Here is a 14,018-nt window from a genome sequence, read left to right as displayed (position 1 = left end):
TCTCTCCCACTCACTTACTTTTTCGGTTCTGCTTTTTGGCCAAATTCTTTTTCCCATTTTTCTAAGATTTTGTCGCGATTTTCTGCTGCCCACTTAAAGTCATTCTTTTTGTATAACTTTTCTGTTACATCTTTAGGGAATCCATCTGGAAGTTTATAATCATTTTTAATTGTCGCAAATCCATTTTTCTCGAAGTATAACTTCATTACATCATCAGTAATTGCCCAATCTAAAAATGCTTGCGCTAATTTTTCATTTTTTGCATTATCTTTTTTAATAAGTGCGTTCGCTTCTACTTCCCAACCTAATCCTTCTTTCGGCAATACAACTTCAACTGGTGCACCTTTTTGTTTCTCTTTCAAAGCACTATAAACCATTGATACGCCAACTGGATATTCACCAGCGCCTGCTAATTTCGCTGGTTTTGATCCTGAATGAGTATAAGTTGCCATATTATCATGAAGTTTCTTCATGTAATCCCAGCCTTTATCTTCACCCATAATTTGTAACCATGCAGAAACTGTTAAAAATCCTGTTCCAGAAGAAGCCGGATGTGGCATAACAAGCGTTCCTTTATATTCTGGTTTCGTTAAGTCTTCATATGATTCTGGCATCGGTAAATTTTTCTTCTTTAATTCTTCTTTATTTATAGCAATCCCCGTCATAAATGCCGTATTACCTACCCATTTTTCTGGTTGCTTATCATCTTTAAATTGCGTGAGAACACGATCTGCTCCTTTTGGAGAGTATCCTTTTAACATATCTTTTTTATCTAAAGCTAGTAGACTAGACGCTGCTGTTCCCCATACAACATCTGCTTGTGTATTTTTTCCTTCAGCTAGCAATTTCGCTGTAATAACTCCAGTTGAATCACGAACAATGTTCAGTTTTACATCTGGATACTTTTGTTTAAAAGAATCAAGATAAATTGGTACAAGTTCTTCTTCAATCGCTGTGTAAACAGTCAATGATCCAGATAATTTATCATCTTTCACTTTTGCCCCAGCACTTTCTTCTTTCTTTGCACCACACCCCATTAATAACGAAAATACCATTCCAGTTGCTACAGCTTTAAAGATTGTTTTTTTCACTGTCTCTCTCTCCTTTTACAAATCTTATGTACAATTCAAATATAAACAACTAGTGTAAAAGCAGTATTAAACCAACATTAATCTTTTGTTTGTTGTTTGTTTTTGTGTAATACGTTGCTACTTCTATGTTTTTTCGCATTTTTCTGCTAATAATGAACGCTAAATTTACAAATAATTAAAAAAACCTTTATAATCCCACAAAAAAATGAGGCGTTTGTAAAAAACGCCTCATTTTTGTTTACCTTTTTTTGAATTACGATTTGCATACTTCGCGCTATTTTCTCCTTCATACTCTAATGCAAATTCTGCATCTGGTAAGCTTTCTTTCGGAGTTTTATTATTGTTAATTGCTGCATTTTGTTTCACTTTTCTTTTTACCAATACCTTCACCTGCTCTCAAGGATTCACTTTCTACTCTAGTTTGAAGCAACACACAATAATTATTACTGGCAACTGTTAACAAGTACATAAGAACTGCTAGATGGAAATACTACCTATGAAGAAAGCATTATAAAAAGGAGCAATTATTATGAAGAAGAAAGATAAAATTCAGTCACCAATTTTAGATGAAACGCTCCCGCATCAAATGAATTTCCCATCCTTTAAAGGAACAGGAAAGAAGATGCAACAACCTTTCATAAATCAATATGACGTCGTAATCGGAGACAGTAAATATGATTCTGAGAATAGTCCACTTCACAATTGGAGTGATGAAGTAGATCCTGCCATTATGGCTGGAGAAGAATGGATCCATCCTACAAATGATATTGGGTGGATTTCAGAAGAAAATCAAGAGTTGCTAAAAAAAGAAGGAAATAATAAGAAGGACGCTTTTATGCATCCGCAATTTGGCATTAACGACTAAAAAACCATTCTACCTAACGTAGGTAGAATGGTTTCATATTATCCAATAATAATTCTCTCTTTCGGGTATTTATAGCGAGGTGGCTGTTCTCTTCCACCACTAGCTAGTATAAATGTTAAAATACCGACACGCCCGATAAACATAAGTACAATGAGTACAAGTTTACCAACCGTTGTTAAATCTGGCGTAATACCTGTCGATAAGCCTGTCGTCCCGAAAGCCGAACACACTTCAACAATTAAACTCATAAGCGGTACATTTTCCGTAATAGATAAAATAAATAGTGCTGTGGCACATAATAAAATCCCCATCGTCATAACGACAGATGCTTTCAACACGTCCTCTTCATGTAGCTGACGTTTGAAAACTCTAACCGTTCTTCCACCTCTTGCAAAAGTGTATAACGATAATATACTAACAGCAAATGTTGTTGTACGTATTCCGCCCCCAACCGAACTTGGAGATGCTCCTATAAACATTAATATACTCATAAATAAAAGCGTCGGTTGTGACAATTCACGTATATCCATTGTAGCCAGTCCACCACTTCGCGTCGTCACAGATTGGAATAATGTATAGAAAATTGTTTCATGCCATGATTTCCCTGCTAAAAAATGATTTCGTTCTAGTAAAAAAATCATAATTGTTCCAACGATAACGAGCGCAAAAAATGTTGTTGTCGTCAATTTTGTAAATAACGAAAAACGAAATAGTTGCTGTCTCCTTTTACTAAGGAATTGCTTTACTTCCATTAACACTGGGAAACCGATTGCTCCTAAAATAATAAGTAACATATGAATCATTTGCACAATGTAATCTTTTTTATACGGAATTAGCGATTGTCCTGTTAAATCAAATCCGCCGTTCGTAGTTGCACTAACCGCCGCAAAGAACCCATGAAAATAAGCTTCTTGCCACGTTGGAAAGTAAAGTAAGAATCTTGTACCTAATAATATTGCTCCAATAAGTTCTATTGAAATAATTACAATTAAAATCGAACGCATCAATTCTACAAGGCCTGATAAATTCCCTTGATTATGGTCTGCCATAATGAGTCTTCTTCTCTGCAAACCGATCTTTTTACCTGTTATAATCCAAACAAATGTACCAAGTGCCATAATTCCTAAGCCGCCTAATTGTAAAATTAGGGCTAACATAATAATTCCTGCCGTAGTAAATGTATCTGAAATCGTAACAACAGACAGACCCGTAACACTTACCGCACTAACAGATGTAAAAAGGGCATCGATAAATGTCCATTTCACACCAGCCTTCGTAACAAACGGGAAACTAAGCAATATCACCGATACAACTACTGCTAATAAATAAAACAAAACAATGAGTTGTACAGGACGTAATTTTTGTAAAAACTTTTTTATATCTCTCATTCCATCACTTCGCTACCTTTTTTCTATCGATTAAATAAAGAAAAATCTTCACTTTCTTTATTTGTAAATAACTGCTCAAATAATTTGGCAAATACCATTCCATACACAGTTCCATTACCTCCATATGGTAATGCGTAAAACAAATTATGTATCTTTTTATCTTCTTTTAAAATAGGGAGACCATCATGACTGCCACCAAATGCTGCCGCCCAATAGTACTCTGCCTGTATATTCTTATACTGCGGGAACATCTCTTTTACAATGTTAATAAGGATGTCACGCTTATGCAATAATTTCGTATCACCAATTGTTTGAATTTGCATCGCTTCATCTAATCCGCCTACAATAATGCGATTTTGATATGTTCGAAAATATAAGTAAGGCCGTGCTGTTTCCCAAATTAATGATTGTTCGTGCCAGCCTTCAAATGAATCTACCTTATTTGTCACAACTGCATAAGATGTTTCCACTATTGTATTTTTTTCTTTCTTTCCGAAAAGCGCTTCATAACCTGTCGCCATAATAATATTCTTTGCTATAATTTGATTTCCTGTTTTCGTGTAACAAATTAAATCATTTTGGCGTTTTTTTATATGTATGGCCTCTGTATGCTCAAGTATAGTAGCTCCCATTTGATTTGCTTTATGCAAAAGGCTATGCGCTAATAAATACGGATTCACCTCGGCGTCACCATGCGTATATAACGCTGCTTGTTTTGTGAATGAATACTTCTTCTTCATATGCGAATCGGTAAAATACTCAACCGGGAATCTATAATGGCGTAACGTATTATATTCTTCTTGTAAAAACGATACATCCTCATTTCTACTTGCATAATACAAACTACTTCGCGGAATAAACTGGGGATCAATATCGAGAGTCGGTACAACTTGTTCCATTGTTCGTAACGCTTCGTAACAAAGCTTATATGCTCGTACCCCTTTTTTTTCACCAAATGTATGGATCAGTGAGGTTAACGATTTATCATGAAGAAATTGAAGTAAACCTGTATTAGCAGCTGTACTACCACATGCGATTGCTCGTTTTTCAATGAGCGTAACATGCATTCCAATTTTCGCTAACGAATACGCTATATGAGCACCTGCTTCTCCGCTTCCAACTACAAGCACATCACATATCATATCATTTTCTAATGATGGATAACAAGGTATAGAAACTCCTGTATTCCAAAACAACTTACCAGTCATAAGTTTCATAATTATACTCCTAAAATATAAATTTCTCCTTTCTATGTTTTGTTATTTCCCATAAAAAAATCCAACTAACATACGCTAGTTGGATTTTTTATTTTTAATTAGAACGCTCCTCCAGCCAATTTCCAACCGTCGGATATGTTTGTTTTACCGCTGTTCCACCGTAAACGATCGACATATGTCCCGTTGGTAAACATACATATTGTTTATCTGTGCTAGAAATATGATCTAGCAACGCTTCTACTTGGCATGGCAGTGCGATATGATCACGTTTCGCAGAAATATTTAAGACATTCGCCTTAATATTTGCAAGGTCTACCTTTTGTCCGCGAATAACGAGTTCACCTTTCACTAATTTATTATTTTGATAAAAATCGCGAATCCATTGTCTATACGATTCACCTGGGAATGGGATACCGTCACCAACCCACTTTTGAACTAATTTCCAGCTTTCGACGAAGCGCTCATTTTCTGAGCGATCGAGTAAAGCGACATATGGACCTACAAAGTTTGTGATTGGTTTTAACATCTTATTTCCGAAATCAATCATTTCTGGCGGAATATTTCCGAATGTATCAACCGCTTTATCTAAATTGAAATATTTCTCGTCTAATAAAGGACCGTATAATCCTGTTTCAGAGAAATCAAAAGGACTTGTCATAAAGATTAAGTTGCGAATTGGCATGTGCGGATGAAGTGCCGCATAAATAGAAGTTAGCGTTCCACCCATGCAATAACCAAGTAAAGAAATCTCGTCCGATTTCGCAGTTCGCATTACTTTTTTCACTGCTTTTGCAATATAGTCGAACACGAAATCATCAAATTTCAAATGACTATCTTCTAAACCAAATGTGCCCCAATCAAGCATATACACATCAAAACCACGATCTACTAAATATTCCACTAAACTATTTCCTGGAGTTAAATCCATAATATACGGTTTATTAATAAGCGCGTATATTAATAGGATTGGAACTCTCTGTGTTTTTTCTTGTTTTGGAATGTAACGATACAGCTTCGTTTTATTCTTCGTCCAAATAACTTCTTTTGGTGTTAAACCAACTTGTGGTTCTGGTTCGCGTAATAAAACTTCGCTCGCTCTTTTCACACGGCGATATGCTTTACGATATTCTTCTGGGTACAACTCCAATTGCTTTTCCCATTCCGTTACGAATGTAGTCATTTTTCTATCTCCTTTTTGGTCGATTTCTTTCTAAAAAAAAGAAGTGCATTCCTGCTATGGATATGCACTTTTTTCTTACTTCATTACATGTATAATCCACCGTTAATGTTTAATTGCTGACCTGTGATATACGCACCATCACGGCATAGGTATACTACACCTTTTGCAATTTCATCAGCTTGACCAAAACGTTTTTTCGGGATTTTCGCAACGATTTTTTGACGTACTTCTTCTGGTACTTCTGCTACCATTTCAGTATCAATAAATCCTGGGCAAATTGCGTTTACAGTTACATTTGTTTTTGCAAGTTCTAACGCTAATGATTTTGTAAATCCTAACATACCTGCTTTTGCTGCAGAGTAGTTTGTTTGTCCAAATCCACCAGCTTGACCAATAATAGAAGAAATACTAATGATTCTTCCTTCTTCAGCTTCCGTTATGTATGGAAGTACAGCACTAGTCGTATTGAATACGCTGCTTAAATTCACGTCAATTACGCGCTCCCAATCTTCACGATTTAACTTTTTGAATGTACGATCTCTTGTAATACCAGCATTATTAACAAGAATATCAACTTTACCAAAATGATTCACAGTTTCTTCTATAAGTCGGTTTGCATCTTCTACTTTCGAAACATCTGCTTGAACTGCATAAACGTCATGTCCTTCTTTTCCTAATTCATTTACTAAGTTTTCAGCTGCTTCTTTACTGCTGTTATAGTTAATAACTACTTTTGCTCCCTCTTGTGCTAATGCTACTGTAATTGCTTTTCCAATTCCTTTTGCCCCACCTGTTACGATTGCTACTTTGCCATTTAATTGAACCATTTCTTTTCCCCCTTAAATGAATTTGTGAACGATTGTTATGAATCATTTTGGTACTCATATGATTAGAGTCCATTTATTAATTATGTTTCGTTGTTTATACATGAAAAAGAGATTCTCCCTTCCCTTTTACACGTTATAAACAAACGCTATTATCATTTTTTATTTTCCGGCTTATTCGCAGGCTTTACTTCTTCTTTTGCAGGTACTTGTAGTTTCGCTAGTACTGCATTTTGCTTTTCTAGCAATTCCAAAATTTGATCAACTTTCGTTTCTAATGTGCGAATATCTTGTTTCACTTTCGTAACATCACGCTTTAATGTAGGAGCTTGTCCCAATGAATCCACTTTCTCTTCTAGAACTTCCTCAATGTTATCAACTTTATTTTCTAAGTTGATAACAAGCGTAGCTACTCTAGCGATATCCTCTTTCGTAGGCACATTCACCTGTTCTAAATAACTTTTTGTTGTATCATTTAACGCTTTTTGATAAAACAAATTCAAGTCTAGAACGCTGCCCATCCAAGCAGAATATTCTTCTGTTTTAATTGTTTCATTGAGCGCTTTTCCCCAAAATGTTTCGGTTTGTTCATAAGCATTTTTCCATGCTTGCAATGGATCGAATTTTTGATCAATCACTTCGACTACACTCCCTTTTTTGTTTTTGAAACAATTCAACCTATTCACTATTTTCTAATATTCTGAATAAAACTTCAAGTCCATATTTTATTTTTCTTTATTTTCCAATAAATGTGTTGACATTAAAAACAGATAGGTGTAAATTGCACTTATAAGCAAAAAATTCCATCTAACTGATTCATGAGGTGATGCACAATCATGCTACATAATGAACCAGAACACCCAGAAAGTTTGGAAAAAAACCAAGCGAAACAACCAAACTCCATGCCAAAAAACTTCTTAGTTCCTTTCTTACTTCTCTGTCTAAAAGACTGGAGTCTTCATGGTTACAAACTCATTCAAATGCTAATGGACATCGGCTTTTCTTCTGTTGACCAAGGTAATGTGTATAGAACATTGCGCAAGTTAGAAAAAGAAAACCTTATTTCTTCTACTTGGGATACAAGCGAAGGCGGGCCAGCGAAACGAATTTATTCTTTAACAGAATATGGAGAGCAATATTTAACAACATGTGCGACTTCTTTTGAACATTATCAAAATATGTTGCGGACGTTTTTTACGTTATACACCAATGCATTCTTTCCATTTTCTACTTCTCCAGAAAAGGATGAAAAGGATTCTTCATCTTCACCTGGTGGTACAGCAGAGTAATCTGCGTTCACAATATGCAAAAAAACATTTGGAGGTCAAACAATGGAAACTAAGCCATACGAATTAGTCGATGCATTTTGGAAAAACTGGTCTCAATCTCTTTCCCTCTTCTCTTCAGCTGGGAAACAATTGGAGCAACTTACTTTAGAAACTTTAAAACAACAACAAGACGCTTTGCATAAATTAACATCAGGAGTAGATGAACTAGAAAAAGAACTACAACAATTCACTGCTCAGTTCAATAACCAATATACTGATTACGTGAAGCAATTAACTGGAAACTCCTTAAATGATCAAATTAACGAGTGGCAAGGGAAATGGAATGAACTTTCTACTCAAATGCACCAACTTACTGTTTCTCCTACGAAAACATCTTTGTCTATTATTACTCAAACTAGCGGTCAATTTGAAGAAACAACAAAACAATTTATTGAACAACAACAAGTGCAACGTGAAGAGGTTCAAAAACAGTTAGAAGTTTTTTTGGGAGAGTTCAAGTCCAAACAACTAGAACTCGCAAAGCAGTTCGAGGAAAACTCAAAAAATTTATTTACTTCCATCAAGTAAGAAAAATGTGGGAGCTAACTGCAGCACAAACAAAACTCTTTCTTCCTCCTACTACATCAAGATGGCTGGCATTTTTCGATATGGAAAAGAAGGAGGCCCAAATGAATCCATTTCAAGAAGCACAAACTGTTCCGGAGCTTCGTTATGATGAGATTCAAGTCGGTGATCAAGCATCCCTTACAAAAACGATTACGGATGAGGACGTTATCAATTTTGCAAAATTAACTGGAGATGTGAACCCTATTCATATTTTAGATTCTTTTGCAAAAACGACAATGTTTAAAGAACGTATTGCTCATGGCATGCTCGTTTCCAGTTTCATTTCGACGATTCTTGGAACGAAACTCCCTGGCAAAAACACGATTTATTTGTCTCAAAACGTTTCATTCCGTGCTCCTGTCAAAATTGGCGATACACTTCGCGTTGTGGCAGAAGTCATCAAAAAACGTGACGATAAAAAAATCATTACGTTGCAAACAAACATATATAATCAATCAGGTGATATTGTCGTGGAAGGTACAGCGACAATACTGAAAAAAGAGTAGCAAATTTGCTACTCTTTTTTCTATCCAATAACTTCTAATCACACCGATTACTTCCGCGTATGAGTACGTCGTTTCCACATAAAATAATGTTACCAGTTCAGATAAGTACTTAGCTGAACTGGACTACTCATAAGGATGTGTATCAACATGGTAAAAACAAACAAATTACTAGTTCCAGGTGCAGAACAAGCGCTTGAACAATTTAAATATGAAATTGCACAAGAATTCGGTGTTAGCTTAGGTTCTAATACAGCATCTCGTTCTAACGGTTCAGTTGGCGGTGAAGTAACGAAACGACTTGTTGCTTTAGCTCAACAACAATTACGTGGATAATACTATAACATATGGCTTAGAGGCAGATATTCTCTGCCTCTTTCTATTTTTAACATACCTAATCGCACTTTTTCACATACTAGTAAGAGCAAACTGAAAGGAACGATATGTGATATGAAACGGATTAACATTCGCATGAGTCCTCCCCGTGTTCTTACTTTGTCTTTTATTATGTTATCAATTATCGGTACATGCTTATTAAAGCTACCAATTGCTACAACCACGTCTATTTCATGGCTCGATGCTTTATTTACAACCGTTTCTGCTTGTACGGTTACAGGACTTGGTGTTGTGGATACGGGGAAAGTATTTACCTTATTTGGCCAATGTGTCATTTTAACGCTTATACAAGTGGGCGGACTTGGCATTATGAGCTTTGCCGTATTAATTGCGATTATGCTCGGCAGAAAAATTGGTCTTCAAAACCGAATTTTACTGCAACAAGCGTTAAATCAAACGAATATTGGTGGCGTCATTCGTCTTGCCAAAGCATTATTTTTATTCTCTTTTACAGTCGAATGTATCGCTACTTTGATTCTTTCTTTTGAATGGATACCAAAATACGGTATTGCTAAAGGGATCTATTATAGCTTTTTTCATTCAATCTCTGCTTTTAACAATGCTGGTTTTTCTGTGTGGAGCGATAATTTAATGTCCCATTCTCACAGCATTCTTGTCAATCTCGTTATTTCTTCCCTCATTATTTTAGGTGGGATTGGTTTTACAGTAATTATAGATATAAAAAGAAAGAAAAATTTTAAAAACCTTACATTACACTCAAAACTTATGCTCTCATCTACCCTAATCGTCAATATTATTGCGACTATTCTTATTTTTATATTCGAGTTCCACAATTCTTTTTCTATGAGAGGATTTACCCCATTTGAAGAAGGAATGGCAGCTTATTTTCAGGCAGTTTCAACTCGTACTGCCGGGTTTAATACAGTTGATATTTCTGCATTATCAAAGCCTTCCCTACTATTAATGATGCTCCTTATGTTTATTGGCGCTGGTAGTGCTTCAACCGGTGGTGGAATTAAGTTAACAACCTTTTTAATCATGTTTTTTGGGGTATTTAAATTTTTACAAGAACAAGATGATATTGTCGTGTTTAAAAAATCTATTAAAGATACTCTCATTGTCAAATCATTGACCATCACTATTATTTCCATTTCATTTATCTTTTTTGCTATTTTAATTTTAAGTATTACTGAGCGAGTTCCCCTATTGATGAGTGCTTTCGAAGTATTTTCAGCATTTGGGACTGTCGGACTCAGTATGAATTTCACACCACACTTAACTATGATTGGAAAAGCTATTATTATCTTTATGATGTTTTTCGGGAAGATGGGACCTTTAACATTGGCTTTTTCATTTGCACGTAAAAAGAACCGAAAAATAAAATATCCGAATGAAGATATTTTAACAGGTTGACAACCGTATAAATTATCCATATAATGAGGGTACAATAGCATATCTCCAAAGGGGAGTAGCGTCCAAGAATATTTCTTGGAAACAAAGTCGTCATTACGTAGAACTTAGTTCTTCCGGCTTTGTTGGCATTTTCATTACATATGTCTAGCAAGACCTTTGCCTATTAACGGCAGAGGTCTTTTTTGTATTCATTACCAAATTCTTCCAAAGTTAATAGGCAGGAGTATGGGGAAACTAAATAGTGGGGAAATTCTTCACTTATTTAGTACTTATAGAAATGAGAGGAGAATGTACATGGATGTATCATTATTATTGGAGTATGGTTGGGTATTACTCATCCTAATTGCACTAGAGGGGATTTTAGCGGCTGATAACGCTCTTGTTCTTGCAATTATGGTAAAACATTTACCAGAAGAAAAACGAAAGAAAGCACTATTTTACGGATTAGCGGGGGCATTTGTTTTCCGTTTCGGATCATTATTTATGATTTCGTTCCTAGTCGACGTATGGCAAGTGCAAGCAATCGGTGCCATTTACCTTATGTTTATCGCTGGTAATCACTTATTTAAAACGTATGTTAAAAAGAATACGGATGAAGAAACAGAAGAAAAAGAAGCAAAGAAAAAACAAGAGAACTTTTGGTGGACTGTATTTAAAGTTGAGGTTGCTGATATTGCCTTCGCAGTTGATTCAATTTTAGCTGCCGTTGCATTAGCAATGACTTTACCGAAAACAGGATTAGGTACAATTGGTAGTCTTGATACAGGGCAATTCGTTGTTATCTTTGTGGGTGGACTTATCGGATTAATCATTATGCGATTTGCAGCAACTGCTTTCGTACAAATCTTAAAACGTAAACCAGGACTTGAAACTGCAGCATTCTTAATTGTAGGTTGGGTTGGTGTGAAACTAGCAGTCTATACATTAGCACACCCTGCATTAAATGTAATTCCGCATTCATTCCCAGAGTCTACGCTATGGAAGCTTACATTCTGGATTGTATTAGTTGGAATCGCAGTTTGTGGTTGGTTCTTCTCGAAAGAAGTAGAAGTAAAAGTAGAAAAGAATTTAGACGAAAAAGCGCTGTAATCACAGCGCTTTTTCTTTTTTCATTCCTCCTTCTCAATGTCCAGAAAAATTTATATTATACTACCTTTTGTAAACGTTTTCTTAATTCATGTATGTCCTTTTTGTGAAACATTGCACAAACTTATTGAAACTACGACCGAATCCATGTACTTTATTCATATAAGGAGTATTTATAGATGATGTATTAAAGGAGCGTATTACTCATGCTAGAACAAGGATTAGATTATGTTGTCAAACTGGCTAAGAGCAAAAAACAAATGCTAGATACAAACCCGATGCAATATTTCATTCGTGCCGCACTTGCGGGGATTTATATCGGTTTTATTATTGTACTATGTTTTAAATTAGGTAATTTCTTTCACATTGCAGATTCACCAGCAACTTATTTAGCTGCTTCTATGTTTTTCGGAATTGCCCTCGTACTTATTATATATGGCGGCGCTGAATTGTTTACTGGAAACACAATGTACTTCACTGTAGCAACTTTAAGAAAAGAAACAACGATTTCTGATACACTTCGTAACTGGGTCGCTTGTTATGCAGGGAATTTAGCTGGAGCTTTATTCTTTGCCTTACTATTTTATGCAACTGGCATTTTCGAAGCAATTGATCACGGTCATCTCATGAATAAAGTAGTAGAAGGAAAAATGAATACACCTACAATGCAATTATTCTTTAAAGCAATTTTATGTAACTGGCTTGTATGTCTTGCGTGTTTCTTACCTTCTCAAGTGAAAGGTGATACAGCAAAAATTATGATGATGATGCTACTCGTTTTCACATTCTTCTTATCTGGTTACGAGCATAGCATTGCAAACTTATCACTGTTTGCTTTATCTTTAGTTTCACCGCATCCGGAGACAATTTCTTTTGCAGGTGCTATTCATAACTTAATTCCAGTTACAATCGGTAACATTATTGGCGGGTCTGTATTTGTCGGTATGGTTTACCATTACTTAACAAAGAAAGTACCTGACGTGAAACAAGAAGAAACTGAATTAGTAGCAGCTCAACAAGAAGAAATCATTCCGTTGCAAGCGCATATGAAACATTAAAAACTCCAAAGAAAAACTTTGGAGTTTTTAGCTCCCTACATATTTCACAGTCATACTAGCTTCAATCTCTTCTTGCTCTTTCCCTCTCTCTATTCTCTTCCTCATCTGATGCATACCGATAACATCATTTGTATGCAAGTGAATTTCATTAACATATAAACCTTCTTCGCAGAAAACTTCTACAAAATCTAACCCACTTTTTTGTCGCCATCCCATATTATAGTCGAGGGAAATAATATTCACTTCATTATCCCTCACAATTTGTAAGGCAGATTCTACTGTAGTTGCTAAAACGTATCCGTACGGACAACTTCTTTGATCATCCATATATACATTCATGTCCTATCCCCTCTTTATTTTGTATACGTAACCAGCATGTAACATATTGCCCCAAGGCTAATAAAAGGACCAAACGGAATTTTGCTCCTCATTTTCATACGTTTTAATACTATACCAGCTCCAAAGAAACAAAGACTAAAGCAAGATGCTAAAAATAAAATCATAAAAATCCCTTTCAGCCCCGCTATAAATCCAAGCAGCGAAAGTAATTTTATATCCCCTCCACCAAGCCCTTCTGGATATATCTTTTGCATGCAATATAACAAAATGAATATAACGCCACTACCAACTATACTATCTGTCCAAGTGACTAACGGTACAAAAATACATTCTAAAATGAGTAAACAGGCAAACCAAGCTAAAATACGATTTGGGATTAACATATATATGTAATCTGTAACTGAAATAATAAGAAGTAATGAAAATAGTGATAAAATGATGATAAGCTCTCGTTTCATCCCAATCATATATACAGTAAGAAGAAATATCATTCCGGTTACAAATTCAAATACTACGTACAAAACTGAAATCGTCCTCTTACAATTCGCACAACGTCCCCTCTGTATACAAAATGAAATGATTGGGATCAATTCTTTTGGCTTGAGCACATACTTACAATAATGACAATGTGAACGCGGGGTAATGATAGACTCACCTAGCGGAACTCTCATCGCAATTACCATAAAAAAAGAACCAAACACCATCCCCACTAACAATGCATATAAATAAGTGAACATCCCTTCCTCTCCTTTCCAGAAGAACATAGCAAAAAAAGGAGAGAAATTCTACTTCATATTATCTC

17 protein-coding genes and 1 riboswitch are annotated in these 14,018 nt (G+C 35.5%); of the genes, 8 read left to right on the top strand and 9 right to left on the bottom strand.

Annotated elements, in window-relative coordinates; all coding sequences use genetic code 11:
- Nucleotides 1-14: 14 nt before the first annotated feature.
- Both ACXVYO_RS05010 and ACXVYO_RS05005 read right to left on the bottom strand, forming a co-directional pair.
- Complete coding sequence (locus ACXVYO_RS05010; protein ID WP_073517459.1) at nt 15-1,091, bottom strand: putative 2-aminoethylphosphonate ABC transporter substrate-binding protein; 1,077 nt, start codon at nt 1,089-1,091, stop codon at nt 15-17.
- Nucleotides 1,092-1,319: 228 nt separating this feature from the next.
- Nucleotides 1,320-1,472 carry a hypothetical protein gene (locus ACXVYO_RS05005; RefSeq protein ID WP_000240799.1) on the bottom strand — a complete coding sequence of 51 codons (153 nt, stop codon included), beginning with the start codon at nt 1,470-1,472 and terminating at the stop codon, nt 1,320-1,322.
- A 148-nt stretch (nt 1,473-1,620) separates the two neighbouring features.
- On the opposite strand from ACXVYO_RS05005, the gene ACXVYO_RS05000 reads away from it, so the two are divergent.
- On the top strand, nt 1,621-1,956 hold the full coding sequence (locus ACXVYO_RS05000) for a DUF3905 domain-containing protein (protein ID WP_262740989.1): 336 nt from the start codon (nt 1,621-1,623) through the stop codon (nt 1,954-1,956).
- Nucleotides 1,957-1,994: 38 nt separating this feature from the next.
- Here the strand turns inward: ACXVYO_RS05000 and ACXVYO_RS04995 are convergent, their stop codons facing one another.
- From ACXVYO_RS04995 to phaR, 5 genes are all read right to left on the bottom strand, one after another.
- A complete protein-coding gene (locus tag ACXVYO_RS04995; RefSeq protein ID WP_458466176.1) occupies nt 1,995-3,344 on the bottom strand; it encodes a TrkH family potassium uptake protein in 1,350 nt (449 codons plus the stop codon).
- Nucleotides 3,345-3,367: 23 nt separating this feature from the next.
- Nucleotides 3,368-4,561 carry an NAD(P)/FAD-dependent oxidoreductase gene (locus tag ACXVYO_RS04990; RefSeq protein WP_458466175.1) on the bottom strand — a complete coding sequence of 398 codons (1,194 nt, stop codon included), beginning with the start codon at nt 4,559-4,561 and terminating at the stop codon, nt 3,368-3,370.
- A gap of 94 nt (nt 4,562-4,655) precedes the next feature.
- A complete protein-coding gene (gene phaC / locus ACXVYO_RS04985; protein ID WP_000206842.1) occupies nt 4,656-5,741 on the bottom strand; it encodes a class III poly(R)-hydroxyalkanoic acid synthase subunit PhaC in 1,086 nt (361 codons plus the stop codon).
- Between the two features lie 83 nt (nt 5,742-5,824).
- On the bottom strand, nt 5,825-6,568 hold the full coding sequence (locus tag ACXVYO_RS04980; protein WP_073517463.1) for an acetoacetyl-CoA reductase: 744 nt from the start codon (nt 6,566-6,568) through the stop codon (nt 5,825-5,827).
- A 152-nt stretch (nt 6,569-6,720) separates the two neighbouring features.
- Entirely contained in the window at nt 6,721-7,203 is a 483-nt protein-coding gene (gene phaR / locus ACXVYO_RS04975; protein ID WP_073517464.1) for a polyhydroxyalkanoic acid synthase subunit PhaR, read from the bottom strand.
- Between the two features lie 198 nt (nt 7,204-7,401).
- Here phaR and phaQ point away from each other — a divergent pair, with 198 nt between their 5' ends.
- The 7 genes from phaQ (at nt 7,402) to ACXVYO_RS04940 (ending at nt 12,877) form a co-directional block, all read left to right on the top strand.
- A complete protein-coding gene (gene phaQ / locus ACXVYO_RS04970) occupies nt 7,402-7,854 on the top strand; it encodes a poly-beta-hydroxybutyrate-responsive repressor (RefSeq protein ID WP_000903018.1) in 453 nt (150 codons plus the stop codon).
- Nucleotides 7,855-7,896: 42 nt separating this feature from the next.
- The gene (gene phaP, locus ACXVYO_RS04965; RefSeq protein WP_061678855.1) at nt 7,897-8,421 is read left to right on the top strand and encodes a polyhydroxyalkanoic acid inclusion protein PhaP; all 525 of its coding nucleotides are present in this window, start codon (nt 7,897-7,899) and stop codon (nt 8,419-8,421) included.
- Nucleotides 8,422-8,522: 101 nt separating this feature from the next.
- Complete coding sequence (locus tag ACXVYO_RS04960) at nt 8,523-8,966, top strand: MaoC family dehydratase (protein ID WP_001067917.1); 444 nt, start codon at nt 8,523-8,525, stop codon at nt 8,964-8,966.
- 147 nt (nt 8,967-9,113) lie between these two features.
- A complete protein-coding gene (locus ACXVYO_RS04955) occupies nt 9,114-9,299 on the top strand; it encodes an alpha/beta-type small acid-soluble spore protein (RefSeq protein WP_000241212.1) in 186 nt (61 codons plus the stop codon).
- A 114-nt stretch (nt 9,300-9,413) separates the two neighbouring features.
- Nucleotides 9,414-10,733: a TrkH family potassium uptake protein gene (locus tag ACXVYO_RS04950; protein WP_458466174.1), complete on the top strand. Its 1,320-nt coding sequence runs from the start codon at nt 9,414-9,416 to the stop codon at nt 10,731-10,733.
- Between the two features lie 38 nt (nt 10,734-10,771).
- Nucleotides 10,772-10,937, top strand: a riboswitch (yybP-ykoY riboswitch).
- A gap of 90 nt (nt 10,938-11,027) precedes the next feature.
- Nucleotides 11,028-11,822: a TerC family protein gene (locus ACXVYO_RS04945; RefSeq protein ID WP_073517466.1), complete on the top strand. Its 795-nt coding sequence runs from the start codon at nt 11,028-11,030 to the stop codon at nt 11,820-11,822.
- A 203-nt stretch (nt 11,823-12,025) separates the two neighbouring features.
- The gene (locus ACXVYO_RS04940; RefSeq protein WP_098275457.1) at nt 12,026-12,877 is read left to right on the top strand and encodes a formate/nitrite transporter family protein; all 852 of its coding nucleotides are present in this window, start codon (nt 12,026-12,028) and stop codon (nt 12,875-12,877) included.
- A gap of 27 nt (nt 12,878-12,904) precedes the next feature.
- Here the strand turns inward: ACXVYO_RS04940 and ACXVYO_RS04935 are convergent, their stop codons facing one another.
- Nucleotides 12,905-13,216 carry a cyclic-phosphate processing receiver domain-containing protein gene (locus ACXVYO_RS04935; protein WP_458466173.1) on the bottom strand — a complete coding sequence of 104 codons (312 nt, stop codon included), beginning with the start codon at nt 13,214-13,216 and terminating at the stop codon, nt 12,905-12,907.
- 14 nt (nt 13,217-13,230) lie between these two features.
- Nucleotides 13,231-13,953, bottom strand: a complete 723-nt coding sequence (locus ACXVYO_RS04930) for a prepilin peptidase (protein ID WP_458466172.1) — start codon at nt 13,951-13,953, stop codon at nt 13,231-13,233.
- Nucleotides 13,954-14,018 lie beyond the last annotated feature (65 nt).

Source organism: Bacillus sp. BC08 (assembly GCF_054326875.1).
This window is presented reverse-complemented; position numbering and strand designations above follow the sequence as displayed.

What these genes read in the sequence shown, in the direction of transcription:
- ACXVYO_RS05000 (WP_262740989.1), top strand. Translation starts at nt 1,621, where the DNA reads ATGAAGAAGAAAGATAAAATTCAGTCACCAATTTTAGATGAAACGCTC.
- ACXVYO_RS04950 (WP_458466174.1), top strand. Translation starts at nt 9,414, where the DNA reads ATGAAACGGATTAACATTCGCATGAGTCCTCCCCGTGTTCTTACTTTG.
- phaP (WP_061678855.1), top strand. Translation starts at nt 7,897, where the DNA reads ATGGAAACTAAGCCATACGAATTAGTCGATGCATTTTGGAAAAACTGG.
- ACXVYO_RS04930 (WP_458466172.1), bottom strand. Translation starts at nt 13,953, where the DNA reads ATGTTCACTTATTTATATGCATTGTTAGTGGGGATGGTGTTTGGTTCT.
- ACXVYO_RS04990 (WP_458466175.1), bottom strand. Translation starts at nt 4,561, where the DNA reads ATGAAACTTATGACTGGTAAGTTGTTTTGGAATACAGGAGTTTCTATA.
- phaQ (WP_000903018.1), top strand. Translation starts at nt 7,402, where the DNA reads ATGCTACATAATGAACCAGAACACCCAGAAAGTTTGGAAAAAAACCAA.
- ACXVYO_RS04960 (WP_001067917.1), top strand. Translation starts at nt 8,523, where the DNA reads ATGAATCCATTTCAAGAAGCACAAACTGTTCCGGAGCTTCGTTATGAT.
- ACXVYO_RS04945 (WP_073517466.1), top strand. Translation starts at nt 11,028, where the DNA reads ATGGATGTATCATTATTATTGGAGTATGGTTGGGTATTACTCATCCTA.
- ACXVYO_RS04995 (WP_458466176.1), bottom strand. Translation starts at nt 3,344, where the DNA reads ATGAGAGATATAAAAAAGTTTTTACAAAAATTACGTCCTGTACAACTC.
- ACXVYO_RS04980 (WP_073517463.1), bottom strand. Translation starts at nt 6,568, where the DNA reads ATGGTTCAATTAAATGGCAAAGTAGCAATCGTAACAGGTGGGGCAAAA.
- phaC (WP_000206842.1), bottom strand. Translation starts at nt 5,741, where the DNA reads ATGACTACATTCGTAACGGAATGGGAAAAGCAATTGGAGTTGTACCCA.
- ACXVYO_RS04935 (WP_458466173.1), bottom strand. Translation starts at nt 13,216, where the DNA reads ATGAATGTATATATGGATGATCAAAGAAGTTGTCCGTACGGATACGTT.
- ACXVYO_RS04940 (WP_098275457.1), top strand. Translation starts at nt 12,026, where the DNA reads ATGCTAGAACAAGGATTAGATTATGTTGTCAAACTGGCTAAGAGCAAA.
- ACXVYO_RS04955 (WP_000241212.1), top strand. Translation starts at nt 9,114, where the DNA reads ATGGTAAAAACAAACAAATTACTAGTTCCAGGTGCAGAACAAGCGCTT.